The following is a 26,580-nucleotide window of genomic DNA, read 5'->3' on the forward strand; positions in this document are numbered from 1 at the left end:
TGGCGCCATACGACGGTGGGTGCCGGCGCCCAGGAGGCCCACGCATCCTGACCGGGAACTGGCGCATCATGGCCGTGTGCGACTCGAAGCGATCACCTGGGACCGGCTCGGCGACCTCCTTGCCGAGCGGTTGCTCGACCTGAAGACGGCCGACGGCAGCCCGTGGCCGCGCATCGCCTTCGACGGTGCCTCTGCCGCACGCCCGGGAGACCTCGCCGAACGCGTCTCCGAAGCGCTGCGCATACGCGGCCGCCCCTCGCTCGTCGTGAGCGTGGAGGGGTTCCTGCGCCCCGCCTCGGTGCGTCTGGAGTACGGCCACCGGGACGTCGAGGCCTACTACAACGGTTGGTTCGACACCCCGGCCGTATGGCGCGAAGTGTTCGGCCCGCTCGAACCCACCGGCAACGGCCGCGTCCTGCCCGATCTGTGGGACCCGGTCACCGACCGCGCCACCCGCAGCCCCTACGTCCAACTCCCGCCCGGCGGCTTCCTGTTGCTCCATGGTCCCCTCCTGCTGCGCCACTGGTTCCCCTTCGATCTGTCCGTCCATGTCCTCCTTTCCACCGGCGCCCTGCGCCGCCGTACCCCCGAAGCCGAGCAGTGGACCCTCCCTGCCTTCGAGCGCTACGACGACGAGACCGACCCCGCCGGCACGGCCGACGTCCTGGTGCGCGCCGACGACCCCCGGCATCCGGCCTGGAGTGGCTGATTCGGCTGATTCGACTGATTCGGGTGATTCAGCAAATCGCTTTTATATGCGCGTGCATTTAATTAGGGTGGCGTCATGACCACCTCCACCGGAGATTCCGCGGCTGCGGCCGCATCGGCCGCATCGGCCGCATCGGCTTCATCGCCTTCCCCTCTCCCCTCCTTCGACGACTCGGTCCGCGCCCTCCTCGATGGCAAGAACTTCGCCAGCGTCGCCACCCTCGGCCCCGACGGAGCTCCGCAGAACTCGGTGGTCTGGATCCAGCGCGAGGGCGACACCGTGCTGTTCTCCTCCACCGACGGACGCCAGAAGGTGCGCAACCTCCGTCGCGACCCCCGCATCAGCCTGTCGGTCTTCGACCTCGCCAACCCCTACACCTCGGTCGAGATCCGCGGCACCGCCGAGATCCTCCCCGACGAGGACAAGCGGCTCCCGCACGAGCTCTCGCACAAGTACCTCGGCATCGACCCGCCCGCGGAGAAGGACGACGAGGTGCGCGTGATCATCCGAGTCGTTCCCCGGAAGATCGTGGGCTTCTCCGCCTGAGAGCCCCCCGAAGCCATCGGCTTGAGGCACACCCCTCGCCCTCGAACGTCATCCCGACGTTTCGGGTCGTTCCGGGTGCATCCGCCGGGCGACACGGCGAGAATGAGGGGCGCCGGGACTAGCGGAGCGTCCTGCGCCGCGCCGGCCGTCCGGCATCGGGAGGTACGCCCATGACCACCGCCGGAGACATCATGCACCGCGGTGCCCAGTGGATCCCCGCCCACGAAACCCTCGACCGCGCCGCCCAGCTGATGCGTGAGCTCAACGTCGGAGCCCTGCCCATCGGCGACCAGGACGACCGGCTCTGCGGCATCCTCACCGACCGCGACATCGTCGTCGGCTGCGTGGCCATGGGTCGCGACCCGGCCAAGGTCACCGCGGGCGAGATGGCCCAGGGCACCCCGCGATGGGTTGCGTCGGACGCCGACGTCAGCGACGTACTCCACGAGATGCAGGAGCACCAGATCCGCCGGCTCCCCGTCATCGAGAACAAGCGCCTGGTCGGCATGATCAGCGAAGCCGACCTGGCCCAGCACCTGACGGAGGACCAGATCGCCACCTGGGCCGGGTCCGTCTACGCGAGGACCGCGACGCACTGACCCCGCACGATCACCCCGCTCGACCCACTCACGCCACTCACGCCACTCACGCCGCTCCCGTCCGGACGACGGCGCCGGATGGGAGCGGGTCTCGGTCGGCCGTGACGCCGATCAGAGCCAGCCGTTGCGCCGGAAGCCGCGGTACAGCGAGAAGCAGGCGACGGATATCACGGCTATGACCAGCGGGTAGCCGAACCGCCAGTGCAGTTCCGGCATGTGATCGAAGTTCATGCCGTACACCCCGCAGACCATCGTCGGTACGGCGACGATCGCGGCCCACGCTGTGATCTTCCGCATGTCCTCGTTCTGCGCGACCGTGACCTGCGCGAGGTGCGCCTGAAGGATCGAGTTGAGCAACTCGTCGAAGGCGGCTATCTGTTCCTTGGCGCGCAGCAAGTGGTCGGAGACGTCGCGGAAATAGGCCTGTATCTCCGGATCGACCACCCGTATCGGCCGGGTGGCGAGGTCATCGAGCGGGCGGCCGAGCGGGGCCACGGCACGCTTCAGTTCGAGGAGTTCGCGCTTGAGCTGGTAGATGCGCCCCGGGTCGACCCGCGCGCCGTTCTCCGCGAACACCGCCGTCTCGACCTGGTCGATGTCCTCCTGCACTGAGTCGGTGACGTTCAGATAGTCGTCGACCACATGGTCCGCGATCGCGTGCAGCACCGCGGCCGGGCCCTTGGCGAGCTGCTGGGGGGCGGACTCCAGCTCCTCGCGGAGCGGACCCAGCGAGCCGTGCCGTCCGTGCCGCACCGTGATCACGAATTCCCGGCCGACGAACACCATGATCTCGCCGGTGTTCACCACCTCGCTGGTCGCCGTGAGTTCCTCGTGCTCCACATAACAGACCGTCTTGAACACCGCGAACAGTGTGTCGCCGTAGGGCTCCAGCTTGGGGCGCTGGTGGGCCTCGATCGCGTCCTCGACGGCCAGCGGATGCAGGTCGAAGAGCTCGGCGATGCCCGCGAACTCCTGGTCCGTCGGCTCGTGGAGGCCGAGCCAGACGAAACCGTCGCCGTGCTTGCGCACCCGCTGCACGGCGTCGACGAGATCGCCGCCCGCGAGGTCCCGGGCGCCGTCCCGGTAGGTCACGCAGTTCACCACCGAGGAGCCCAGCGGGGACCGGGCAGGATGGCTCAAGTCGACGCGCGGGCGTCGCCGGGCCAGCCGTGCCACTCTGCGGAGGCCGCCGACCCTGCCGAGGCCCGTGACCTTCCGCAGATTCCCTGCCATCGCCATCTGGATCTCCTTGCGTGGATCTCCGTGCCGCATTTCTGCGCCCTGGCGTGCCAGTTTGCCAGCTCCGCCGGATCGGCGGGATGGCCTGTGGGAACAGCGAATTCCGCTTTGTTCCCGGCTGTGGACAAGGGTTGGTGTCGCCCGCGACGCCGTGGCGAAGATGGAGCACAGCCGTCTCTGAACTGATCGTCGTACCGGAGCGTCGACCGGTCCGGGCAAGTGGAACGAATGGGATGATCACGGCATGACGCGAAGCGATGGATATCTCCTCGACAACCGGCAGACGGAGGCGGCAGAGCGCTTCGACGCCTTCGCCACCCTCTTCGACCCCACGACGTTCCGGCATCTCGAGGGGTTCGGCGTCGGACCCGGCTGGCGCTGCTGGGAGGTCGGCGCCGGTGGCACCTCCGTGGTGTCCTGGCTGGCGAAGAAGGTCGGTCCGACCGGAAAGGTCGTCGCGACCGACATCGACACCTCGCGCCTCGCCCCGGCCGCCCGACCGCCGGTAGAGGTCCGCGTCCACGACGTGGGCGCCCACGAGCCGCCGGGAGAGGGGTTCGACCTGGTGCACGCCCGGCTCGTCCTCGTCCATGTGCCCGACCGGGAACGGGCGTTGGCCTCGATGGTCAGCGCCCTGCGCCCCGGCGGGCGGCTGCTGATCGAGGACGCCGACCCGGCCCTGCAGCCCTTGACCTGCCCCGACGAGTACGGCCCCGACCAAGAGCTGGCGAACCGGCTGCGGGGCGGCTTCCGTCAGCTGCTCGCCGACCGTGGCGCCGACCTCGCCTACGGCCGCAGGCTCCCGCGCCTGCTGCGTGAGACCGGCCTGCACCGCGTCGAGGCCGATGCGTACTTCCCGGTCGCCTCGCCCGCCTGTGCCGCCCTGGAGTCCGCGACGATCCGTCAGATCCGCGACCAACTCGTCACCGAGGGCCTCGCCACGGACGCCGACATCGACCGCCACCTGGTGAACGTAGGCTCCGGCACCATGGATCTGACCACAGCCCCGATGATCTCGGCATGGGGGCGCAGGGCGTAGGACGGGCAGCGGGGCAGCGGGAGTCCTGGCACGGGAGGGCAGCCCGTCGTCAGGTGCGCACCGGTGGTCGGCCACCCACCCGTTCAACCGCCACCGCACCCGCCCGGCACCCTTCCGCCGCCGCGGCTTCGGGCTCGGCTCCCGCGAGCAGCGTCGCGAGGAAGGCGCCCGTGAAGGCGTCTCCCGCTCCCGTGGTGTCCCTCGGCGTCGCCGACGCGGCGGGGACGCGGGCGAGCACGGAGCCGGACCGGGCCACCAGCGCGCCCTCCGCGCCTTGCTTGGCGACCACCAGCGGGACTTGACGGCTCAACTTGGCCGCCGCGTCCGCCGCATCGGGCAGCCCCGTGAGGAGGCACGCCTCGTCCCGGCTGGGCAGCAGCACGTCCACCCCCTCCACCAGCGCCAGGAACCGGTCGACGCCCAGGTTCACAAGAAAACCGGCGGACGCCGGATCCAGACTCACCGGCACACCACGCGCGCGGGCCGTCCGCACAGCCACCTCCACCAGCGCCCGGCTCGGTTCGGAGAACAGCAGGTAGCCCGACAGATGCAGCCATGCGACGCCGTCCAGCATCGCCTCCGACCAGTCCCGGGGCTCGAGCCGCAACGCCGCTCCGCTGTCGGTGAGGAACGTCCGCTCGGCCGCTGCATCCGCGTCGACCAGGCAGATCACCGTTCCGGTCGGGGCCTGCGGGTCGATGACGAGGTGGGGCCGTACGCCGCAGCCGACCAGCTCCTCCTCATGCCACGCGCTCGCGTCCGCACCCACCCGACCGAGCAGCCGCACCTCAGGACAGCCCCAATGAGCTGCCCAACAGGCCACATTGGCGCCCGCGCCGCCCGGCACCGTCCGGATCGTCGCAGCCGTGTCCGTACCGGGGGCCAGCGGCCCGTGGTGGCGGGCGACGACGTCCGTGACGACATCCCCGACGACCAGGAGCGCGCCGTGCGGCCGCACCCTCACGCCCCGGCCCAGGCCGCCGCGATCCGCGCCGCCAGCCGTACGTTGCCGCGCACCGCCGCCAGGTTGGCGCGCAGCGAGGCACCGTCCGTGTGCCGCACCAGGTAGTCGAGCAGGAACGGCGTGACCGCCTGACCGCTGACACCCTCCGCCTCGCACGCATGCAGCGCGTCGGCCAGCACGCGCGCGTGCAGCTCGGGATCCAGCTGCTCGTCCTCCGGCACCGGATTGGCGACGATCAGCGCAGACCCGGGCCCGTCGAGCGCGTCCTGCGCCCGCATGACGTCGGCCACCCGCTGGGGAGTCTCCAGTGCCCAGTCCACCGGATGCCCCGAGTCGGACAGATAGAAGCCGGGAAAGCGGTCCGTGCCGTAGCCCGCCACGGCGACGCCCAGCGTCTCCAGCCGTTGCAGCGTCGCCGGCACGTCCAGGATCGACTTCACCCCCGCGCACACCACAGTGATCCGCGTCCGCGCCAGCAGCCCCAGGTCGGCCGACTCGTCCTGTGTCGCCGTCCACTCGCGGTGCACCCCGCCCAGACCACCCGTCGCGAACACCCGGACGCCGGCCAGAGCCGCCAGCAGCGCCGTCGCCGACACCGTGGTCGCGCCACTCGCGTCCGCCGCCATGGCGAGCGGCAGGTCGCGATGGCCCAGCTTGCGGATTCCGTCCTCGTTGGCTACCCGCTCCAGCTGTTCCTTGTCCAGGCCGACATGAGGCCGCCCGTCCAGCACGGCGATCGTCGCCGGCACGGCGCCCTGCTGCCGTACGACGTCCTCCAGCTCCAGCGCCACCTGAAGATTGCGTGGGCGTGGCAGCCCGTGCGCGATGATCGTGGATTCCAGGGCCACCACCGGTCGACGCGCGTCGATCGCCTCGCGCACTTCCTCGGACACCGTCAGCACCACGCGCCTGCCTCCTGTCGTTCGGTCCTCCCTCATCTCTGGCGGGTGGCACACCCGGTCAAACCCTTGCGGCTTGTGGGGGACGACACCAGCCTGGGGTGCATGACGGACAACAACACACGTCTCGACCACGTCGTTCTCTGGGTGGACGACCCGATCGGCTCGGCCGATTTCTACGAGAAGACCCTCGGCATGGAGCCCCTGAGGCTCACCGACTTCGCCACCGGTCAGGTGCCCTTTCCCTCCGTACGCCTCAATGAGGAGACCATCCTCGACCTGATGCCGCAGACCATGGCGGAACGCATGAAGATGCTCCCCGGCGCTGCGGACAGCGCCGGACACCCGGTCAACCACGTCTGCGTCGCCCTGCCCGCGGACGACTTCGACGCCCTCCGCGGCCGCCTGGAAGAACGCGCCGTTCCCGTGTCGGAGATCTCGTACGACTCCTTCGGCGCCCGCGGCCTGGCGAAGCGCAGCTTCTACTTCCGCGACCCGGACGGGAACGTCTTCGAGGCCCGCCACTACGACTAGGGCCGTGAAAGAGGGTGCCCACGCGTGCGTGGGCACCCCTTTCCGGACGTTCAGACCGGTTGTACGTCCTTCAGCGCCCCGTGCGGATCGAGCACGTACTTGCGGCTTGCGCCCTGGTCGAACTCGGCGTAGCCGCGCGGTGCGTCCTCGATACCGATGACGGTCGCGTTGACGGCCTTGGCGATGTGCACACGCTCGTGCAGGATCGCCATCATCAGGCTCCGGTGGTACTGCATCACCGGGCACTGCCCGGTCGTGAACTGGTGGCTCTTGGCCCAGCCGAGGCCGAGCCGTACCTTCAGCGTCCCGGACCTCGCGTCATCGTCGACGCCGCCCGGGTCGTCCGTGACGTACAACCCGGGAATGCCCAGGGCACCGCCCGCGCGCGTGATGCCCATCAGCGAGTTGAGGACCGTCGCCGGCGCCTCCGGGGCATCCGGACCGTGGGCCCGGGCTTCAAAGCCGACCGCGTCGACCGCGGCGTCCACCTCGGGCTCTCCGAGGATCTGTGTGATCTGTTCGTCCACGCTGCCGCGCGAGACGTCGACGGTCTCGCAGCCGAAGCTCCTCGCCTGGGCGAGGCGCTCGGCATTGAGGTCGCCCACGATGACCACGGCGGCACCCAGCAGCTGTGCCGACGCGGCCGCCGCCAGACCGACCGGGCCCGCCCCGGCGACATACACCGTCGAACCGACCCCGGCGCCCGCGCTCACGGCGCCGTGGAAGCCGGTCGGGAAGATGTCCGACAGCATGGTCAGGTCGAGCAGCTTTGCGCGTGCCTGGTCCCGGTCCGGGAACTTCAGCAGGTTGAAGTCCGCGTACGGAACCATCGCGTACTCGGCCTGGCCGCCGACCCAGCCGCCCATGTCGACATAGCCGTAGGCCGCACCGGGGCGGGCCGGGTTGACGTTCAGACAAATGCCGGTTTTGCGTTCCTTGCAGTTGCGGCACCGCCCGCAGGCGATGTTGAACGGTACGGAGACGATGTCGCCGACGTCGATGTACTCGACGTCCGGACCCCGTTCGACGACTTCGCCGGTGATCTCGTGTCCGAGGACCAGCCCCTCGGGCGCGGTCGTCCGCCCGCGCACCATGTGCTGGTCACTTCCGCAGATGTTGCTGGCGAGCACCTTGAGGATCACCCCGTGCCGGCATTTGCGGCCGACGTTCTCGGGTGCGACCCCCGGCCCGTCCTGGAGTTCAAGCGTCGGGTAGTCGATGGTCCTGACTTCCACCGCGCCCGGCTTGAGATACGCGACTGCCCTGTTTCCGCTCATGCGTAATCGCCGTCCCTTCGGCTCCGAGCCATCGGATGCCAGTGGCTGTGCGCATGGTCGAGTCTGCTACTGGCTCGGCCTTCCGGCCAGTCTTGGCGCGGGACCGGCGCAGCGGACTCGACGCCTCAGCCCCGGAACCCTGGGAAACGGCGCCCTGCCCGGCCCTCAGAACAGCGGCTCGGGCAGCACGCCCTCCAGCGCCAGCAGCTTCCGCTTCGTCTCCAGGCCGCCCCCGAACCCTCCGATGCCGCCGTCGCTCTCCACGACCCGGTGGCAGGGCACGACGACCGGCAGCGGATTGGCGCCCATCGCCAGCCCCACCGCCTGGGCGGCGCCGGGCTGACCGACCCTCCCGGCCAGATCGCCGTAGCCGACGACCGAGCCGTACGCCACGCCGGAGGCCAGTTCGCGCAGCACCTGGCGGTTGAACCCCGAGATCAGCGACCAGTCCAGCGGCAGCTCGAAGTCGCGTCGCTCACCGGCGAAGTACGCCTCGACCTGGCGTATCGCCTCGGCCAGCAAGGGGGAGTCCGCTGCCTCGACGGGCTCGCTGCCCAGCCGGGATCCGAGCCGGTCGAGGGCCTTGTCGCGCACCGCCTCCGTGGCGTGGAACACGACGTTGACCAGGCCGTCGCGGGTCGCGGCCAGCAGCAGCGGACCGATGTCGGTGCCGACGACGGTCCACACGACCTGCTGCTCGTACTGCCCATGGCTGTCCATACGCCCCACCGTACGGCCCGCCACTGACAACGCCCGGGCAGCGTGGGACTCAGGACCCCGCGACCGCGTCCCGCACCACGTCGGGCTTGTTGGTGATGATGCCGTCGACTCCGAACCCCGCGACCCGTCGGGCGGTCTCCGCGTCGTCGACGGTCCATGTGAAGACCTCCAGGGGCCGACCGTGCGGCCCGGTGAAGGTGTGGACAGTGGACACATAGCCCGTGGAAACGGTGCTGTAGGAGGGGTTGATCTGGTCGACGAAGCGCGCGTACTCCGGCAGGTCCGTCACGGAGGGCGTACCGAGGAAGCCGGTCTTGACTCCTGGTTTCAGCGCATGGACGGTTCGCACGCTGTCCGCGCTGAAGCTCTGCACGATCAGTCGCCCCGTGAGGTGCTGCCGGTCCAGCCAGCCCTCGTTGCTGAGGACTTTGAGGGTCTGCCGCTCTATGCCGGGGTACAGCGCGGGGTTCTTGATCTCCAGGAGCAGCTTCTGGTGGTGGCGCTCGACTCGCTGTACGTACTGCTCCAGCGTCGGCACGCGCGCACCCGCGTGCGCGGGGCCGAACCAGCTGCCCGCGTCGAGACGTGCGATCTCCGCCGCGGTGAAGTCCTTGACCTTCCAGGGAGCCCGGCCGGGGAAGACCTCCTCGACATCGGTCGTGCGCGCCAGACTGTCGTCGTGCAGGACGACCAGCTCGCCGTCCTTGGTGCGCTGTACGTCGTTCTCGACCCAGTCGATGCCCAGTTCGGCCGCCTTGTCGATCGCGGCCAGGGTGTTCTCGGGCGCGTACGCCGAGGCACCCCGGTGGGCGATGACCGTGGCCCGCTCGGCGATTTGGTCGGCCCGCGCGCCGGGGCTGGGGAGCAGGAAGGCGGCCGTGCCCAGGACCAGCGCGGTGGTCGCGGTGGCAACTGCACGCGCGTGCATGCGTACTCCTCGCGTCGAGCGATCACAGACAGGTCGACTGTGACAGCGGAGGGTCAACGGCAGAGGGGCGCAGAATGGCCACAGGTTGAATGAAGTTGCCCGACTCCGCTCACTGGTGCCGCACAAGTGCGGCAAGGGCGTGTTTCTTTGCCGGATAATCGTTCGACCATTCCGGGGGGAGACATACTCTCTGCCACAACCTTGACCGCTCGTCGGTGGTCCTGGGAGGGGGGCTTGGTTCATGTAGGTCCGGGACGTAACAGGGCGGAAGGGCAGCCGCGCATGCAGGGCACGGTCGACGGATTCAGCTACGGACTCGTCACACCGGTGGTGGCCTACCTGATGGCCTGCCTCGGCGGTGCGCTCGGTCTGCGCTGCACCACACGGTCGATGCTGGTCACGAAGTCCTGGAGACCGGGCTGGCTGGCCCTCGGCTCGGCGGCGATCGGCTCCGGCATATGGACCATGCACTTCGTCGCGATGATGGGCTTCACCGTCGTGGGGACGCCGATCCGTTACGACATGGCGATGACGTTCGCCAGCCTCGGCGTCGCGATCGTGATGGTGGGCATCGGGATCTTCATGGTCGGCTACAAGGGTGCGAAGGGAACGGCTCTGTTCACCGGGGGCACCATCACCGGCCTGGGCGTCGCCTCCATGCACTATCTGGGCATGGCCGGAATGCGCCTCAACGGAAACCTGGAGTACAACACCTCCACCGTGGCCGCGTCCGTCGTCATAGCCGTGGCCGCAGCCATCGCCGCCCTGTGGGCGGCCGGGCAGGTCAGAGGCTTCATGTGGAGCGTGGGCGCGAGCCTCGTCATGGGCCTCGCCGTCAGCGGCATGCACTACACGGGCATGGCCGCCCTCAAGGTCCACGTCCACGCCACGAGCGCCCCCGTCTCGGGAGACTCGCCGGCCGGCATCATCGCGCCCATCATGGTCGGCCCGCTGGCCTTCCTCCTCCTCGCGGGCGTCGTCGTGCTCTTCGACCCGCTGATGGTCATGGGGAAGCCCGTCAGGGTTCCGGTCGAGAACAAGCCCGGTATACCGGCCCACTCCGCCGTCACGCACACCACCCGCCGCCCCGTGATCCGCACCCGCCGCAAGGTGGGCGACCGGGGCACCCGCACCCCGCAGAACAGGTGATCCGGCCGCGTTGTCGGTGGCGGGTCGTACGGTGGATTCCATGCGGCCCGTTTCCAGCATCGAACGCACGGTGGCGCCTTTCGAGGTCGTCAGCCCCTACCAGCCCAGCGGCGACCAGCCGCAGGCCATCGCCGAGCTAGCCCGGCGCATCGAGGCCGGCGAGAAGGACGTCGTCCTCCTCGGCGCGACCGGCACCGGCAAGTCCGCCACCACCGCGTGGATGATCGAGAAGCTTCAGCGGCCCACCTTGGTGATGGCCCCGAACAAGACATTGGCCGCCCAGCTGGCCAACGAGTTCCGGGAGCTCCTGCCGAACAACGCAGTCGAATACTTCGTCTCGTACTACGACTACTACCAGCCCGAGGCATACGTCCCGCAGTCGGACACCTACATCGAGAAGGACTCCTCCATCAACGAGGAGGTCGAGCGGCTGCGCCACTCCGCCACCAACTCGCTGCTCACCCGGCGCGACGTCATCGTGGTCGCCTCCGTCTCCTGCATCTACGGCCTCGGTACCCCGCAGGAGTACGTGGACCGCATGGTCCCCCTCAAAGTCGGCGAGGAATTCGACCGCGACCAGCTGCTGCGCCGGTTCGTGGACATCCAGTACACGCGCAACGACATGGCCTTCACCCGCGGCACCTTCCGCGTCCGCGGCGACACCATCGAGATCTTCCCGGTCTACGAGGAGCTGGCCGTCCGCATCGAGATGTTCGGCGACGAGATCGAGGCACTGTCCACGCTCCACCCGCTCACCGGCGAGATCATCAGCGACGACGACCAGCTGTACGTCTTCCCGGCCTCCCACTACGTCGCGGGACCCGAGCGCATGGAGCGGGCCGTCAACGACATCGAGAAGGAACTCGGGGAGCGCCTGGCCGAGATGGAGAAGCAGGGCAAACTCCTGGAGGCGCAGCGCCTGAGGATGCGCACCACGTACGACATCGAGATGCTCCGCCAGATCGGTTCCTGCTCCGGCGTGGAGAACTACTCGATGCACTTCGACGGCCGTCTGCCCGGCTCCCCGCCGAACACCCTGCTGGACTACTTCCCGGACGACTTCCTGCTCGTCATCGACGAGTCGCACGTCACCGTGCCCCAGATCGGCGCGATGTACGAGGGCGACGCCTCCCGTAAGCGGACCCTTGTCGACCACGGCTTCCGGCTGCCCTCCGCGCTCGACAACCGGCCCCTGAAGTGGGAGGAGTTCCAGGAGCGCATCGGCCAGACCGTCTACCTCTCGGCGACCCCGGGGCAGTACGAACTCTCCCGCTCCGACCGCCGGGTCGAGCAGATCATCCGCCCCACCGGCCTCATCGACCCGGAGGTCGTCGTCAAGCCCACCGAGGGCCAGATCGACGACCTGGTGCACGAGATCCGCAAGCGCACCGAGAAGGACGAACGCGTCCTGGTCACCACGCTCACCAAGAAGATGGCCGAGGACCTCACCGACTACTTCCTGGATATGGGCATCCAGGTCCGCTATCTGCACAGCGACGTCGACACCCTGCGCCGCGTCGAGCTGCTGCGCGAACTGCGCGCCGGTGAGTACGACGTGCTGGTCGGCATCAACCTCCTGAGGGAGGGCCTCGACCTGCCCGAGGTCTCACTCGTGGCGATCCTCGACGCCGACAAGGAAGGCTTCCTGCGCTCCGGCACGTCCCTGATCCAGACCATCGGCCGCGCCGCGCGCAATGTGTCCGGGCAGGTCCATATGTACGCCGACAAGATCACCCCGGCGATGGAGAAGGCCATCGACGAGACCAACCGACGCCGGGAGAAGCAGGTCGCCTACAACAAGGCGAACGGCATCGACCCCCAGCCGCTCCGCAAGAAGATCAATGACATCGTCGCGCAGATCGCCCGTGAAGACGTCGACACGGAGCAGCTGCTCGGCTCGGGCTATCGCAAGATGAAGGACGGCAAGAGCGCCAAGGCACCCGTGCCCTCGCTCGGCGGCAAGGCGGCCAAGGCAGGCAAGTCCGCCAAGGGCAAGGCCAAGGAGACGGTGCCGACCGACCGTCCGGCGGCCGAACTCGCCGGGCAGATCGAGGAGATGACCGAGCGCATGCGCGCCGCCGCCGCGGACCTTCAGTTCGAGATCGCGGCCCGACTGCGCGACGAGGTCTCCGAAATGAAGAAGGAACTGCGCCAGATGCAGGAGGCAGGTCTGTCCTGACGGGCCCGCGGGCGCCGGTCCACCACCGGGGTTGACGCCCGGGTGATCTGGTGTCGAACGCACTGTGTTGCAAGACCGACACAAAGTGCGGACCGGGGTACGTCACTGTCAGTGGCCCTGCGTAGGGTTCAGGTCATCCGCGGACTCCGCGGCAACAGGGGACAGCTCGAGAGGGGAATCGGCGCGTGACCGTCAACATGACCAAGGGTCAGGCCATCAGTCTGCAGAAGAACGACGGCGGCAGCCTGACCGCGGTGCGCATGGGTCTCGGCTGGCAGGCGGCTCCCCGGCGCGGGCTGTTCGGCTCGCGCACGCGGGAGGTCGACCTCGACGCCTCCGCCGTACTGTTCGCGGACAAGCAGCCGGTCGACGTCGTCTTCTTCCGCCACCTGGTGAGTGACGACGGCTCGGTGCGGCACACCGGTGACAACCTGGTCGGCGGCGTCGGCCAGGGCGGCGACGACGAGGCGATCCTCGTCGACCTGGCGCGCATCCCGGTCCACATCGACCAGATCGTCTTCACCGTGAACTCCTTCACGGGCCAGACCTTCCAGGAAGTGCAGAACGCGTTCTGCCGCCTGGTCGACGAGACCAACGGCCAGGAGCTCGCCCGCTACACGCTCGCGGGCGGCGGCGCGTACACCGCCCAGATCATGGCGAAGGTGCACCGCACGGGCCCGGGCTGGACGATGACGGCCCTCGGCACACCGACCAACGGCCGCACCTTCCAGGACCTGATGCCGGCGATCCTGCCGCACCTGTAAGGCCGCCCCGCGAGCGGCACACGACGAAGCACAGGGGGACGAAGGGATGACGGCTGAGCTGGTGCGGGGGCAGAACCACCCGCTCTCCCAGGCCCGCCTCGAGATCCGGGTCTCGGCCGGCAAGCCGATCGTGGCCGGAGCCACGCTCAGCGACGAGCACGGCAAGATCCACGGCGTCGAGTGGGTGGCCCACCCGGGCACACCCACGCTGCCGGGCCTCGAGGTCTCCAGGCAGGCGGCCGCCGACCATCGCCTCGCTGTGGACCTCGGCGCTGTGCCCGAGGCCGTGCATCGCGTCAGCGTGCTGCTCGCCCTTCCCTCCGGGGCGGGCAGCCCGGCCCGGTTCGGCGCCGTCGCCGCCCCCTTCCTCGCAGTCACCGGTCTCGACGGGACCGAGATCGCCAGCTACACCATCACCGGCCTGGAGGCCGAGTCGGCCGTCGTCGCCCTGGAGCTGTACCGCAGACAGGGCGCCTGGAAGGTCCGTGCCGTCGGTCAGGGGTATGCCGGCGGTCTCGCCGAGCTCCTCGCCGACCAGGGCCTGCCCCAGGCCCACCAACTCGCCGGCGGTATCAACGAGGCGGTGGCCCAGGGCCTGGCCCGCTCGGTTCAGGCACCGCGCACCCCGGACGCCGACCGCTCCCGGCAGGCGGCAGCACCGGCGCTCGGGCCGGACCAGACGGGCTCTCCGTACGGCCCTCAGGGCGCCCCGGAGCCCCGGCAGGGCTTTACCTCCGGCCAGCCGGACCCCTCGGCCGTCACCCAGCCGGCCACGCCCGGCGCCGACGGCCCGATCGACTACAGCCACCCACGTCGGCAGAACGCCGCTCCGCCGCCGCCCCCGCCGACCGCACCCCCGGCCCAGCCGGGGCAGCCCGCACGGCCCGTCGCGGGTGACGCGACCGGCTGGTCCATGGAGGAGCGGCTCTACAACCAGGTGTGGGGCATGTTCGAGGACCTGGCCCGCACCATGGCCGCCTATCGCAGCGCCGTCGACTTCGCCGACTCCCGGATGGAGAAGGAGCTCGACCAGGTCCTGTCCGACCCGCGCAGCCGGATCGGGGGACAGGGCGACGCCGCCCGCGAGACCGCTCGGGCCAAGCACACTCAACTCGTCGACCAGGCCAGGACGGTACTCGACCGGGACCTCGCCCAGCTCACCGCGGAGGCCGATGTCGTCGAGCCGGCGCTGCCTGCGGCGTTCGCCCGCTGGGACAACCCCGCCTGGCACGCCTACCGGGTGCCGATGGAGATCCCCATGGCCTTGCGCCTGGGCGACCTCCATCTGCCGGAGTGCGCCCAGCTCCGCATACCCATGCTGGTCCGGCTGCCGCTGGAACGGGGTCTGTGGATCGACAGCGGCCGTGCCGGATCGCTCGACGGCTCGTTCACCGACTCGCACGACCTGCGGCGGCTGGCCATGGATACGGCGGTGGCGCACGCGGCGCGGCTGCTCGCCGTCTATCCGGCGGGTGAGTTCACCGTGCACGTCATCGACCCTGCCGGTTCGGGAGCGCAGGCGCTCGCACCACTGGTGCAGACCGGCATGCTCGCGGCCCCGCCCGCCATCGGGGCGGCCGGTGTGTCGGACGTCCTCGCCCGGCTCACCCAGCGCGTCGACCTGGTGCAGATGGCGGTGCGCGCCGGCGCGGCCGACTCGCTACCACCCGGCCTGGACACCTCCGAGCAGCTGCTCATCGTCAACGACTTCCCGCACGGCTTCGATGACCGGGCCGTGACCCAGCTGCGCTACCTCGCGGACGAGGGCCCGGCCGTCGGCGTCCACCTGATGATGGTCGCGGACCGCGAGGAGGCCGCAGGCTACGGCCCGTTGCTCGACCCGCTGTGGCGTTCGCTGATGCGACTCACGCCGGTGCCGGACGACCACCTGGCCGACCCGTGGGTCGGCCATGCGTGGACGTACGAGCCGTGCCTGGTGCCGCATGGCAGCCAGGTGCTCCAGCAGGTGCTCACCCAGGTCGCCATGGCTCGCACCAAGCACAGGTAAAGCGCCGCTGACCAGGCCATTTGGCCTTTCTTTTGCCAAGCGCTTTACCTTTCCTTGGTGATTGGGGTAGTGTTTTACGTGCGGAGGGGAGTACTCCCTGACTACTGCGGCGTTCCCGTCAATACGGATCAGGCCAGATCCCGGGGCGTCGGCCCACTTGGGTGGAAGAGACCTCCGGCAGCGACGACGCTGACATTTGCCGTTACGTACTGCCGGAGGCGCAGTGGATGTTTCCCTGACCCTGTGGGTCCTGACCATCTTGGGGCTTGCCGCCCTGATCGCGGTCGACTTCTTCATCGGCCGCAAGCCGCACGACGTATCCATCAAGGAAGCCGGAATCTGGACGGTTGTCTGGATCGTCCTGGCCGGCCTCTTCGGGCTCGGCCTGCTCGTCTTCGGCGGCGGGCAGCCTTCCGGTGAGTTCTTCGCCGGGTTCATCACCGAGAAATCGCTGAGCGTCGACAACCTCTTCGTCTTCGTCCTGATCATGGCGAAGTTCTCGGTGCCCTCGCAGTACCAGCAGCGAGTGCTGCTCGTCGGCGTGCTCATAGCCCTGGTGCTGCGCGCGATATTCATCGCCGCGGGCGCTGCAGTCATCGCCAACTTCGCCTGGGTGTTCTACATCTTCGGGGCTTTCCTGATCTGGACCGCCTGGAAGCTGATCCAGGAGGCGCGGTCGGACGAGGAGGACGAGGAGTTCGAGGAGAACAAGCTCCTCAAGGCCGCCGAGCGCCGCTTCGGTGTGGCCGACCGCTACCACGGCACCAAGCTGTGGATCCGGCAGAACGGCAAGCGGGTCATGACCCCGATGCTGGTCGTGATGCTGGCCATCGGTTCCACGGACGTGCTGTTCGCGCTGGACTCCATCCCCGCGATCTTCGGTCTGACCCAGGACCCGTACATCGTCTTCACGGCCAACGCCTTCGCGCTGATGGGTCTGAGGCAGCTGTACTTCCTCATCGGCGGCCTGCTGAGGAAGCTGGTCCACCTCAGCTACGGCCTGTCGATCATCCTCGGCTTCATCGGCGTCAAGCTGGTGCTGCACGCACTGCACGAGTCCGGGGTCCACGTCCCGGAGATCTCCATCCCGGTGTCGCTCGGCGTGATCTGCTCGGTCCTCATCGTGACCACGATCACCAGTCTGCGGGCGTCGCGGAAGCAGGCGGCGGCCGAGGAGGCGCAGAAGGAGACCGAAGGCGCTCCGAAGGCCGACATCGAAGCCTGACCGCTTCGGGCGTAGGAACAACCATCACCGGGAGCGGTGCGCGGCGAATTGCCGGGCACCGCTCCTGGTGCTTGCTTTGGTCTTGAGCGCGTTCCCGGCCCGGGGGCGCCGCGTCCCGGTGGAGGCACCCCATGAAGTTCGTGCAGATCATCGACTTCGAGACCGAGCGCCTCGAGGAAATGGAGCAGCAGCTCCAGGAGTTCGCCCAGCGCAACGCGGACAAGGGCGGCGGCCCCACACATCGCATGCTCCTGAAGGACCGCGACAACCCTCGCCGTTACCTCGCCCTGATCGAGTTCGACTCGCACGACGAGGCCATGCGCAACAGCGACGACCCCGAGACCGGCAAGCTGGCCGAGCAACTGGGCGCGCTGTGCATCGGCGAGCGCACCTTCACCAACTGTGACGTGCTGGACATGCGCGAGCTCAAGTAGCCCGAAGCCCCCGGACGGGTCCCGCAGGGCCGGAGCACGGCGCCGCCCGGCCGGACGGACCGGAATGCGAGGCCTGTACGGGTCTGCGACGATCACCGCATGATCGCTCGGCTCAGGTCGCTCACGGCCCGGTGGACGCTCCTCGTGCCGGTGCTCGCCGCGATCCTCCTGCTGCTCACATGGGGACGAGACCTGCCCGGCGCGGTTGTGGCCGTGGTGACGTTGGTGCTCGCCGGAGCCGTACTGGCCGCCGTACATCACGCCGAAGTCGTGGCCCACCGGGTCGGAGAGCCCTTCGGCTCCCTCGTTCTCGCCGTCGCCGTCACGATCATCGAGGTCGCCCTGATCGTCACCTTGATGGCGGACGGCGGCGACAAGAGTTCCACTCTCGCCCGGGACACGGTCTTCGCGGCCGTGATGATCACCTGCAACGGCATCGTCGGCCTGTGCCTCCTGGTCGCCTCACTGCGTCATGGCACGGCCGTTTTCAACCCCGAGGGCACCGGCGCCGCCCTCGCCACGGTCGCCACCCTGGCCACGCTCAGCCTGGTGCTGCCGACGTTCACCACGAGCAAGCCCGGACCGGAGTTCTCCAGCGTCCAGTTGACCTTCGCCGCGCTCTCCTCGCTGATCCTGTACGCCCTGTTCGTCACGACCCAGACCGTGCGGCACCGCGACTACTTCCTCCCGATCACGCGCCAGGGCGAGGTGATCACCGCCGAAGACCACGCGGACGCACCCTCCGCCCGCACCGCCGGAATCAGCCTGGGGCTGCTCGGCCTCGCCCTGATCGGCGTGGTCGGCCTGGCCAAAGGGGTGTCGCCGACCATCGAGTCCGGAGTGGAGGCCGCCGGACTCCACCAGGCGGTCGTGGGTGTGATCATCGCGTTGCTGGTGCTGCTCCCCGAGACCATCGCCGCGCTGCGCTCCGCCCGCCGCGACCGGGTCCAGACCAGCCTGAACCTCGGGCTCGGCTCGGCGATCGCCAGCATCGGCCTGACGATCCCCGCCGTCGCGCTGGCGTCGGTCTGGCTGTCCGGCCCGCTGGTCCTCGGCCTCGGCTCCACCCACATGGTGCTGCTCACGCTGACCGTGGTGGTCAGCTCGCTGACGGTCGTACCGGGGCGGGCCACCCCACTCCAAGGAGGGGTTCATCTGGTGCTGTTCGCCGCGTACTTGGAGCTGGCGATCAATCCATAAGGCGATTCATCGACAGGTGGCGCGTAAACGCTCGCGCGAGCGCTTGCGCAAACGCTTACGCGCCAGCTGTCATCCCGCGGCGGGCTCCGGCGCCACCACCCGCACCGGGCGGGTCTCCGGCAGCAGCGCGAAGCATCCCAGACTGAGCAGCGCGATCCCCGTCAGATACGCGGCCACACCCCAGGGGACACGGCCGCCCTGCTCGGCGAGTGTCGTCGCCACGATCGGCGTCAGCGCGCCGCCGAGTACGCCGCCGAGGTTGTAGCCCACCGCGGCGCCCGTGCAGCGCACCCGCGGCTCGTACAGCTCCGGCAAATAGGCGGCGATCACGGCGAACATCGTGATGAACGCCAGCATCGCCCCCAGGAAGCCGAGGAACATCAGCAGGGGTGCCCCCGTGGCGAGCAGCGCGACCATCGGGAACATCCACAGGGCGGCAGCCGCGCACCCCACCAGACACAGAGGCCGCCGGCCATAGCGATCGCCCATCATCGCCGCCACGGGTGTGAGCGAGCCCTTCACCAGAACCGCGGCCATGATGCAGGTCAGCATGACGGTACGGCTCACTCCGAGCCGCTCCGTCGCGTAGGCGAGGGACCAGGTCGTCACCGCATAGAAGATCGCGTAACCCGCCGCGAGCGCACCCGCGGTCAGCAGCACGAGCCTCCAGTGGTCGCGTGCCACCTCGGCGAGCGGCACACGCGCGTGGTCGTCGATTTCGAGGAAACGGGGACTCTCCGTGAGGGACGACCGCAGCCACAGTCCCGCCACGGCGAGCACCCCGGCCGCCCAGAACGGCACGCGCCAGCCCCAGGCCGCGAACTGCGCGTCGGTCAGCGTCGCCGACAGCGCCAGCATCACGCCGTTGGCGAGCAGGAACCCCACCGCGGGCCCGACCTGCGGAAAGCTCGACCACAGCCCGCGCCGTTCGGCGGGCGCGTGCTCCGCGGTCAGCAAAACGGCCCCGCCCCATTCCCCGCCGAGCCCCAGCCCTTGAAGAAACCGCAGGACGAGGAGCAGCACGGGGGCGGTCACACCGATCGTGTCGTACGTCGGTACGCAGCCGACCGCCACCGTGGAGGCGCCGGTGAGAAGCAGCGAACCGACGAGGACGGGCCGTCTGCCGTGCCGGTCCCCGATGTGCCCGAACAGCACCGAGCCGAGCGGCCGGGCGACGAAGCCCACGCCGAACGTTCCGAAGGCGGCCAGTGTCCCCGCCACCGGTGAGAACGTCGGGAAGAACAGCGGCCCAAGGACCAGCGCCGCGGCGGTCCCGTAGACGAAGAAGTCGTAGAACTCGATGGCCGTCCCGGCGAGCGAGGCGGCCGCGAGCCGCAGCATGGAGGGTGCCCTTACGGTGCGTACGTCGTGCATGCCGCGTCAACTACCCACGGTGATCAACGGTTACGGGAGCGCGCGGGGGCGCGGGACGCGTGTCAGTACGTCACGGTGATGCGCCGGGCCGGGCCGTCGACGCGGATGGTGCCTCCATAGGGGATGACGAGTTGGGGATCGGTGTGTCCGAGGTCCACATCGAAGACGACCGGGATGTCGGGGGCACACGCCTCCAGCGCGCGCACCACGGCTTCGCGCTGCTCGGCGGCGTAACGCGCGCTCGCCTCCGGGCTGTTGGGGTGCTCGAACGACCACGTCTTTGGGCGGCCCATCAGGAGCGCCGCGAACCGCTGGAGCAGCCCGCGCTCGCCCATGTTCTGCAGGGTGCGGAAGACCTCGTCGCTGCTCGGCAACTCCTCCGAGGTCTCCAGCAACAGCACTCCGCCGTCGTACTCCGTGAGGTCGTGCGCGATCTCGCGGTCGGCCGTCAGCAGCCGGCCGAGGATCTCCAGGCAGCCGCCCCAACTGCGGCCCTCGATCACCCGGTCGGCGTTCCGCCAGGTCCATCCGGTGCCCGGCCGGGTCTCCGGTTCCGCGTCGAAGGTCGCCGGATCGGCCCAGTCGCGGTCGATGTCGCGCCAGTGCTCGGCGGGCCGCAGCTCGTACTCGCCCGAGGTGAAGAGCGCCGCCCGCAGGGAGTCGGCCGTCTGTGGATGCATGGCGCCGGGACGGCCCAGTTCGACCATCACGGAGGCGCCGTGGTAGCCGACGATCCCCGTGTTGCGCAGATACGCGAGCAGGTTCGTGTTGTCGCTCATCCCGAAGAACGGCTTCGGGTTCGCCCGGATCAACTCCCGGTCCAGCAGCGGCAGCACGGTGATCTGGTCGTCGCCGCCGATGGCCGCGACGACCGCCTTGATGTCGGGGTCGGCGAAGGCAGCGTGGATGTCGGAGGCGCGCTCCCGGGGTGTCGAGCCCATCTTCCGGGTCGCCGGGTACTCGACCGGTTCGAGGCCGAACTCCTTGCGCAGCCGCTCCAGGCCCAGCTCGTACGGGCGCGGGAAGAGCCCAGGGAGACCCGGGGAGGGCGAGATCACGGCGATTCGGTCACCGGGTGACGGCTTGGGTGGGTACGCGATCGTCGTCATCCGAGGAGGGTAGGGCCCCTCGGGCTGTCGGTGCACCGTGATAAACCGGGTCTGAGCAGCGGTCCTCCATGGATCGCCCCACCCGCAACGGACCGGAGGAACCGTGCCCCGCACCCTGGCCAACGCCCCGATCATGATCCTCAACGGCCCCAACCTGAACCTCCTCGGCCAGCGCCAGCCGGAGATCTACGGCTCCGACACACTCGCCGACATCGAGGCGATGTGCGCCAAGGCAGCGGCGGCGCACGGCGGCACGGTGGACTTCCGGCAGTCCAACCACGAGGGTGAGTTGGTCGACTGGATCCACGAGGCACGGCTGAACCACTGCGGCATCGTGATCAACCCCGGCGCCTACTCGCACACGTCGGTGGCGATTCTGGACGCACTCAACACCTGTGACGGCATGCCCGTGTTGGAGGTCCACATCTCCAACATCCACCAGCGCGAGTCGTTCCGTCACCACTCGTATGTCTCGCTGCGTGCCAACGGGGTCATCGCGGGGTGCGGGGTACAGGGGTATGTGTTCGGCGTGGAGCGGGTCGCCGCGCTCGTGGGTGCGGCGCAGGCCGAGGCGTAAGTCCCGCTGTCCAGGGCCTCGCCCCTTACAGGCGCGTCGGCTCCAGAACCGCGGACACTTTGCGGCATACGCCGGGGCCGCCGGTCGAGGGCGGGGATCGAAGGACCGGCGGCCCGTGCCACGCAGGAGCCGTCATCCTGCGCGGGGCTGCTTCCAGTTGACTGCGCAACCACGCACGCCGGGAGCGTGCGCATGGCTCCGGCGTGTGTGAAAGATTCACACGGGGCGCGTACGAGGCGCCGGCGCACGGCGTGCGGAGGAGTGGTGCGTGCGGGGCGCTCGCATTGCAGCGTGTGCTGAGCACGCAACGCAGCGCGTGCTCAGCCCGATTCACGGGTCCCGTGCCCCGCGACGCGGCATGGTTCACGCCCCGCGGCACGTCATGGTTCACGCCCCGCGCTCACCACCCGCGCGCGTGCCACTCCGGCAGATGCGGCCGTTCCGTGCCCAGCGTCGTGTCGTTGCCGTGCCCCGGGTAGACCCAGGTCTCGTCCGGGAGTGCGCCGAAGATCTTCGTCTCGACGTCGTGGATCAGACTGGCGAACGCCTTCGGATCCTTGCGGGTGTTGCCCACGCCGCCCGGGAAGAGACAGTCGCCGGTGAAGACGTGGGGGTGTCCGTGCGGGTCGTCGTAGACGAGGGCGATGGAGCCCGGTGTGTGCCCGACCAGATGGCGCGCGGTGAGCTCCACGTGTCCCACCCGGATGGTGTCGCCGTCGTCGACCAGGACGTCGGTCGGCACGGGGATGCCGTCGGCGTCCTGCCGGCCGGCGTAGGTACGGGCCCCCGTGGCCGCGACGACCGCGGCGAGCGCCTGCCAGTGGTCCCCGTGCTGATGTGTGGTCACGACGGACGCGATGCCGTCGCCACCGATCATGCCGAGCAGTGTCTCCGCGTCGTTGGCGGCGTCCACCAGCAGTTGCTCGTCCGTGGCCCGGCAGCGCAGCAGATAGCAGTTGTTGTCCATCGGACCGACCGCGATCTTGGTGATCATCAGGTCCTTGAGCTCGTGCACGTCAGCCGGGCCGCCGACCGTCACCTCTCCGCTGTACGTCATGGCGGCAGCCTATAGCGGGGGAGGTGCCCCGAGAGCCGCGCGCCCCTACAGCGGGGGCAGTGCGGGCAGCGGGCCACCGTCCGTGGTCAGCCCGGCTCCGTCGCGCCGCCCGGCGAGCCAGCCGAGCAGGTCGGGTCGGCTCCCCGTGACGGTGACTGCTGGGGCGTCCGCCGCCCGGCCCGTGCTCCACGCGTGCGTGCCGTCGGTGAGACGCGTGGACGGTACGTCGGGGTGACCGCTGAACCGTGCCGCGAGGAAGTCGGTCTCCCGCTCGACGAACTCCTCCGGCAGATCCTCCAGCTCGTACCCGATCCCGAGATCCACGTGGTGCAGCTCCACTTCGACCCACCGCCGGAAGGGCACCCGGGACGCGGAGTCGGTGACGCCGTTGCGCAGCTCCACCGTGCGGGACCAGTCCGCGGGAGCCGCGCCGGTGTCCTGGAAGCGGGCCGCGGTGGCACGGACGTCGGTGAGCTGTACGTCCAGCGGGCGCGGGGCGTCCCGCTCGATGTCGGCGTCGCGGGCCTCGGCGGAGACGTACATGGGCCGGCCCTCGAGGACGTTGACAAGGGCGTCCGCGTTGCGGGCGAGGTGGGCGACGATGTGGCCACGGGTCCAGCCGGGGAGCCGTGACGGCTCGGTCACCGCCGCGTTGTCCAGTTTGGCGGCTGCGGTGAGCAGCCGTTCCGTCGCGTCATGTACAGACACCAGGTCACGAGCGTGATCAATCATGGTGCTGACCCTAGCCTCGCCACACCTTTGGGTGAAGGTGGTGAACGAGTGCCGTAAATCGAATGGGCGTGCTATATCGTCGGGGGCGGCGTCGGGCATGCTGGATGGCCCGGGATTGTTAACCCTTCGGGAATCCGACCCGGCGTTGTCAGTGGCTCCCCCTACTCTGAGAAATCGATGGGGGCCCCGCCCCTGTCACTTCTCTCAAGAAAGGTGCGGACCGGCGTGGCCGACCGTCTCATCGTCCGTGGCGCGCGCGAGCACAATCTCAAGAATGTCTCGCTCGACCTGCCGCGCGACTCGCTCATCGTCTTCACGGGCCTGTCGGGGTCGGGCAAGTCCTCGCTGGCCTTCGACACCATCTTCGCGGAGGGCCAGCGGCGCTACGTGGAGTCGCTGTCCTCGTACGCCCGCCAGTTCCTCGGTCAGATGGACAAGCCGGACGTCGACTTCATCGAGGGCCTGTCCCCGGCGGTCTCCATCGACCAGAAGTCGACCTCGCGCAACCCGCGCTCGACGGTCGGCACCATCACCGAGGTCTACGACTATCTGCGGCTGCTCTTCGCCCGCATCGGCAAGCCGCACTGTCCCGAGTGCGGCCGCCCGATCACACGGCAGTCGCCGCAGGCCATCGTCGACAAGGTCCTGGAGCTGCCGGAGGGGAGCCGCTTCCAGGTGCTGTCGCCGCTGGTGCGCGAGCGCAAGGGGGAGTTCGTCGACCTCTTCGCCGATCTCCAGACCAAGGGGTACAGCCGGGCGCGGGTGGACGGCGAGACCGTCCAGCTCTCCAATCCGCCCACACTGAAGAAGCAGGAGAAGCACACCATCGAGGTGGTCGTCGACCGCCTCACGGTGAAGGACACCGCCAAGCGCCGCCTCACCGATTCCGTGGAGACCGCTCTCGGCCTGTCCGGCGGCATGGTGGTGCTCGACTTCGTCGACCTCCCGGAGGACGACCCCGAGCGCGAGCGTATGTACTCGGAGCACCTGTACTGCGCGTACGACGACCTGTCCTTCGAGGAGCTGGAGCCGCGCTCCTTCTCCTTCAACTCGCCCTTCGGCGCCTGCCCCGAGTGCACCGGCATCGGCACGCGCATGGAGGTCGACCCCGAGCTGATCGTCCCGGACGAGGACAAGTCGCTCGACGAGGGCGCCATCCACCCCTGGTCGCACGGCCACACCAAGGACTACTTCGGCCGTCTGATCGGCGCCCTCGCGGACGCGTTGGGATTCCGGACCGACATCCCCTTCGCCGGTCTCCCGCAGCGCGCCAAGAAGGCACTGCTCCACGGACACAAGACGCAGATCGAGGTCCGCTACCGCAACCGGTACGGCCGCGAGCGTGTGTACACCACGCCCTTCGAAGGCGCCGTCCCGTTCGTGAAGCGCCGGCACAGCGAGGCCGAGAGCGACGCCAGCCGTGAGCGCTTCGAGGGCTATATGCGAGAGGTGCCCTGCCCCACGTGTGAGGGCACGCGCCTGAAGCCGATCGTCCTCGCGGTCACGATCATGGAGAAGTCGATCGCGGAGGTCTCCGCGATGTCCATCAGCGACTGCGCCGAATTCCTGGGCGAACTGAAGCTCAACGCCCGCGACAAGAAGATCGCCGAGCGCGTACTGAAGGAGGTCAACGAACGGCTGCGGTTCCTGGTCGACGTCGGCCTGGACTACCTCTCGCTGAACCGCGCGGCCGGCACGCTCTCCGGCGGCGAGGCCCAGCGCATCCGCCTGGCCACCCAGATCGGCTCGGGCCTCGTCGGCGTCCTGTACGTCCTCGACGAGCCGTCCATCGGGCTGCACCAGCGCGACAACCACCGGCTCATCGAGACCTTGGTGCGGCTACGGGACATGGGCAACACGCTCATCGTCGTCGAGCACGACGAGGACACCATCAAGGTCGCCGACTGGATCGTCGACATCGGCCCCGGCGCCGGTGAGCACGGCGGCAAGGTCGTGCACAGCGGCTCCCTGAAGGAGCTGCTCGCCAACGCCGAGTCGCAGACCGGGCAGTACCTGTCCGGCAAGAAGGCCATCCCGCTGCCCGACATCCGGCGTCCGCACGACCCGTCCCGCCGGCTCACGGTGCACGGCGCCCGCGAGAACAACCTTCAGGACATCGACGTCTCGTTCCCGCTGGGCGTGTTCACCGCCGTCACGGGTGTGTCCGGCTCCGGCAAGTCGACGCTGGTCAACGACATCCTGTACACGCACCTGGCCCGCGAACTGAACGGCGCGAGAAGCGTTCCCGGGCGGCACACGCGCGTGGACGGCGACGACCTGGTCGACAAGGTCGTGCACGTCGACCAGTCGCCGATCGGCCGCACCCCGCGGTCGAACCCGGCGACGTACACCGGAGTCTTCGACCACATCCGCAAGCTGTTCGCCGAGACGACCGAGGCGAAGGTCCGCGGCTACCTGCCCGGCCGCTTCTCCTTCAACGTCAAGGGCGGCCGCTGCGAGAACTGCGCGGGCGACGGCACGATCAAGATCGAGATGAACTTCCTCCCGGACGTGTACGTCCCGTGTGAGGTCTGCCACGGCGCCCGCTACAACCGGGAGACCCTGGAGGTCCACTACAAGGGCAAGTCCATCGCCGAGGTCCTCAACATGCCGATCGAGGAGGCCCTGCACTTCTTCGAGGCCGTCCCCGCGATCGCCCGCCACCTCAGGACCCTGCACGACGTCGGCCTCGGGTACGTCCGTCTCGGCCAGTCCGCGACCACCCTGTCCGGCGGCGAGGCCCAGCGCGTGAAGCTCGCGAGCGAACTCCAGAAGCGTTCCACCGGACGCACGGTGTACGTCCTGGACGAGCCGACCACCGGTCTGCACTTCGAGGACATCAGCAAGCTGCTGACGGTGCTGGGCGGCCTGGTCGACAAGGGCAACACCGTGATCGTCATCGAGCACAACCTCGACGTGATCAAGACGGCCGACTGGGTCGTCGACATGGGTCCCGAAGGTGGTGCCGGCGGTGGTCTCGTCGTCGCCGAGGGCACGCCCGAGGAGGTTGCCGGAGTCGCTACCAGCCACACCGGCAAGTTCCTGCGGGAGATCCTCAGCGCCGACCGCATCAGCGACGCGGCCGACGTCAAGGCCCCACGCAGGACGGCGGCCAAGAAGACGGTCGCGGCCAAGTCACCCGCGAAGAAGACGGCCACGGCCAGGACCGCCAACAGCGCGGCGACCAAGAAGGCGGCGGGCGCCACCAAGAAGACCGCAGCCGCGAAGAAGACGACGCGGGCCCGCAAGGCCTGAGCGGATCCGCAGCGAAGTGCCTCAGCCTCACAGGGACGCCCTGTGGGGCTGAGGCATATCGGA

Annotated in this window: 24 protein-coding genes; 14 read left to right on the top strand and 10 right to left on the bottom strand. The window is 69.3% G+C overall.

Going from position 1 to position 26,580, the window contains the following annotated elements; genetic code table 11:
- Positions 1-76 precede the first annotated feature (76 nt).
- The 3 genes from ACIHFB_RS11380 (at position 77) to ACIHFB_RS11390 (ending at position 1,854) form a co-directional block, all read left to right on the top strand.
- Positions 77-709, top strand: coding sequence for a uridine kinase (locus ACIHFB_RS11380; RefSeq protein ID WP_365277882.1), 633 nt, complete (start codon positions 77-79; stop codon positions 707-709).
- Positions 710-784: 75 nt separating this feature from the next.
- The gene (locus tag ACIHFB_RS11385; protein WP_400126504.1) at positions 785-1,255 is read left to right on the top strand and encodes a PPOX class F420-dependent oxidoreductase; all 471 of its coding nucleotides are present in this window, start codon (positions 785-787) and stop codon (positions 1,253-1,255) included.
- Positions 1,256-1,425: 170 nt separating this feature from the next.
- The gene (locus ACIHFB_RS11390; protein ID WP_365277889.1) at positions 1,426-1,854 is read left to right on the top strand and encodes a CBS domain-containing protein; all 429 of its coding nucleotides are present in this window, start codon (positions 1,426-1,428) and stop codon (positions 1,852-1,854) included.
- A 111-nt stretch (positions 1,855-1,965) separates the two neighbouring features.
- Here the strand turns inward: ACIHFB_RS11390 and ACIHFB_RS11395 are convergent, their stop codons facing one another.
- Entirely contained in the window at positions 1,966-3,093 is a 1,128-nt protein-coding gene (locus ACIHFB_RS11395) for a magnesium and cobalt transport protein CorA (protein ID WP_400126505.1), read from the bottom strand.
- A gap of 244 nt (positions 3,094-3,337) precedes the next feature.
- Here ACIHFB_RS11395 and ACIHFB_RS11400 point away from each other — a divergent pair, with 244 nt between their 5' ends.
- Positions 3,338-4,132 carry a methyltransferase gene (locus ACIHFB_RS11400; RefSeq protein WP_400126506.1) on the top strand — a complete coding sequence of 265 codons (795 nt, stop codon included), beginning with the start codon at positions 3,338-3,340 and terminating at the stop codon, positions 4,130-4,132.
- 49 nt (positions 4,133-4,181) lie between these two features.
- Here ACIHFB_RS11400 and ACIHFB_RS11405 read toward each other — a convergent pair whose 3' ends face one another.
- Positions 4,182-5,096 carry a sugar kinase gene (locus ACIHFB_RS11405; protein WP_365277898.1) on the bottom strand — a complete coding sequence of 305 codons (915 nt, stop codon included), beginning with the start codon at positions 5,094-5,096 and terminating at the stop codon, positions 4,182-4,184.
- Entirely contained in the window at positions 5,093-6,001 is a 909-nt protein-coding gene (locus ACIHFB_RS11410) for a pseudouridine-5'-phosphate glycosidase (RefSeq protein ID WP_400126508.1), read from the bottom strand. The genes ACIHFB_RS11405 and ACIHFB_RS11410 overlap by 4 nt, the downstream gene beginning before the upstream one ends.
- A 99-nt stretch (positions 6,002-6,100) precedes the next feature.
- Between ACIHFB_RS11410 and ACIHFB_RS11415 the strand changes: the two genes are divergently transcribed.
- A complete protein-coding gene (locus ACIHFB_RS11415; protein ID WP_365277904.1) occupies positions 6,101-6,529 on the top strand; it encodes a VOC family protein in 429 nt (142 codons plus the stop codon).
- Positions 6,530-6,579: 50 nt separating this feature from the next.
- On the opposite strand, the gene fdhA is transcribed toward ACIHFB_RS11415, so the two are convergent.
- The 3 genes from fdhA to ACIHFB_RS11430 form a co-directional block, all read right to left on the bottom strand.
- Complete coding sequence (gene fdhA / locus ACIHFB_RS11420; RefSeq protein ID WP_365277907.1) at positions 6,580-7,806, bottom strand: formaldehyde dehydrogenase, glutathione-independent; 1,227 nt, start codon at positions 7,804-7,806, stop codon at positions 6,580-6,582.
- A gap of 165 nt (positions 7,807-7,971) precedes the next feature.
- Positions 7,972-8,526, bottom strand: coding sequence for a methylated-DNA--[protein]-cysteine S-methyltransferase (locus tag ACIHFB_RS11425; protein ID WP_365277909.1), 555 nt, complete (start codon positions 8,524-8,526; stop codon positions 7,972-7,974).
- Positions 8,527-8,575: 49 nt separating this feature from the next.
- Positions 8,576-9,454 carry a glycerophosphodiester phosphodiesterase gene (locus ACIHFB_RS11430; RefSeq protein ID WP_400126511.1) on the bottom strand — a complete coding sequence of 293 codons (879 nt, stop codon included), beginning with the start codon at positions 9,452-9,454 and terminating at the stop codon, positions 8,576-8,578.
- Between the two features lie 282 nt (positions 9,455-9,736).
- On the opposite strand from ACIHFB_RS11430, the gene ACIHFB_RS11435 reads away from it, so the two are divergent.
- From ACIHFB_RS11435 to ACIHFB_RS11465, 7 genes are all read left to right on the top strand, one after another.
- Positions 9,737-10,603 (top strand): MHYT domain-containing protein, encoded by an 867-nt coding sequence (locus ACIHFB_RS11435; protein WP_365277915.1) that lies wholly within the window; start codon positions 9,737-9,739, stop codon positions 10,601-10,603.
- A 40-nt stretch (positions 10,604-10,643) separates the two neighbouring features.
- Positions 10,644-12,782, top strand: coding sequence for an excinuclease ABC subunit UvrB (gene uvrB, locus ACIHFB_RS11440; RefSeq protein ID WP_400126513.1), 2,139 nt, complete (start codon positions 10,644-10,646; stop codon positions 12,780-12,782).
- Between the two features lie 185 nt (positions 12,783-12,967).
- Positions 12,968-13,546 (top strand): TerD family protein, encoded by a 579-nt coding sequence (locus ACIHFB_RS11445; RefSeq protein WP_365277920.1) that lies wholly within the window; start codon positions 12,968-12,970, stop codon positions 13,544-13,546.
- Positions 13,547-13,592: 46 nt separating this feature from the next.
- Positions 13,593-15,554 (top strand): TerD family protein, encoded by a 1,962-nt coding sequence (locus ACIHFB_RS11450; protein ID WP_400126515.1) that lies wholly within the window; start codon positions 13,593-13,595, stop codon positions 15,552-15,554.
- Between the two features lie 223 nt (positions 15,555-15,777).
- Positions 15,778-16,779, top strand: a complete 1,002-nt coding sequence (locus ACIHFB_RS11455) for a TerC family protein (RefSeq protein WP_365277926.1) — start codon at positions 15,778-15,780, stop codon at positions 16,777-16,779.
- Between the two features lie 131 nt (positions 16,780-16,910).
- A complete protein-coding gene (locus ACIHFB_RS11460; RefSeq protein WP_365277929.1) occupies positions 16,911-17,213 on the top strand; it encodes a hypothetical protein in 303 nt (100 codons plus the stop codon).
- Between the two features lie 99 nt (positions 17,214-17,312).
- A complete protein-coding gene (locus tag ACIHFB_RS11465; RefSeq protein ID WP_365277932.1) occupies positions 17,313-18,413 on the top strand; it encodes an ionic transporter y4hA in 1,101 nt (366 codons plus the stop codon).
- 69 nt (positions 18,414-18,482) lie between these two features.
- Here the strand turns inward: ACIHFB_RS11465 and ACIHFB_RS11470 are convergent, their stop codons facing one another.
- Positions 18,483-19,787, bottom strand: a complete 1,305-nt coding sequence (locus ACIHFB_RS11470; RefSeq protein WP_365277935.1) for an MFS transporter — start codon at positions 19,785-19,787, stop codon at positions 18,483-18,485.
- Positions 19,788-19,849: 62 nt separating this feature from the next.
- Positions 19,850-20,896 (bottom strand): S66 peptidase family protein, encoded by a 1,047-nt coding sequence (locus tag ACIHFB_RS11475; protein ID WP_400126517.1) that lies wholly within the window; start codon positions 20,894-20,896, stop codon positions 19,850-19,852.
- A 103-nt stretch (positions 20,897-20,999) separates the two neighbouring features.
- Here ACIHFB_RS11475 and aroQ point away from each other — a divergent pair, with 103 nt between their 5' ends.
- Positions 21,000-21,473, top strand: a complete 474-nt coding sequence (gene aroQ, locus ACIHFB_RS11480; RefSeq protein WP_365277942.1) for a type II 3-dehydroquinate dehydratase — start codon at positions 21,000-21,002, stop codon at positions 21,471-21,473.
- 400 nt (positions 21,474-21,873) lie between these two features.
- Here the strand turns inward: aroQ and ACIHFB_RS11485 are convergent, their stop codons facing one another.
- The gene (locus ACIHFB_RS11485; protein WP_400126519.1) at positions 21,874-22,530 is read right to left on the bottom strand and encodes an MBL fold metallo-hydrolase; all 657 of its coding nucleotides are present in this window, start codon (positions 22,528-22,530) and stop codon (positions 21,874-21,876) included.
- A gap of 45 nt (positions 22,531-22,575) precedes the next feature.
- The gene (locus ACIHFB_RS11490) at positions 22,576-23,262 is read right to left on the bottom strand and encodes a maleylpyruvate isomerase family mycothiol-dependent enzyme (protein ID WP_400126521.1); all 687 of its coding nucleotides are present in this window, start codon (positions 23,260-23,262) and stop codon (positions 22,576-22,578) included.
- Positions 23,263-23,487: 225 nt separating this feature from the next.
- Here ACIHFB_RS11490 and uvrA point away from each other — a divergent pair, with 225 nt between their 5' ends.
- Positions 23,488-26,517 (top strand): excinuclease ABC subunit UvrA, encoded by a 3,030-nt coding sequence (uvrA, locus tag ACIHFB_RS11495; RefSeq protein ID WP_365277951.1) that lies wholly within the window; start codon positions 23,488-23,490, stop codon positions 26,515-26,517.
- Positions 26,518-26,580: the final 63 nt, after the last annotated feature.

It is taken from the genome of Streptomyces sp. NPDC051963 (assembly GCF_044593495.1).
In the GTDB taxonomy this organism is placed as follows: domain Bacteria; phylum Actinomycetota; class Actinomycetes; order Streptomycetales; family Streptomycetaceae; genus Streptomyces.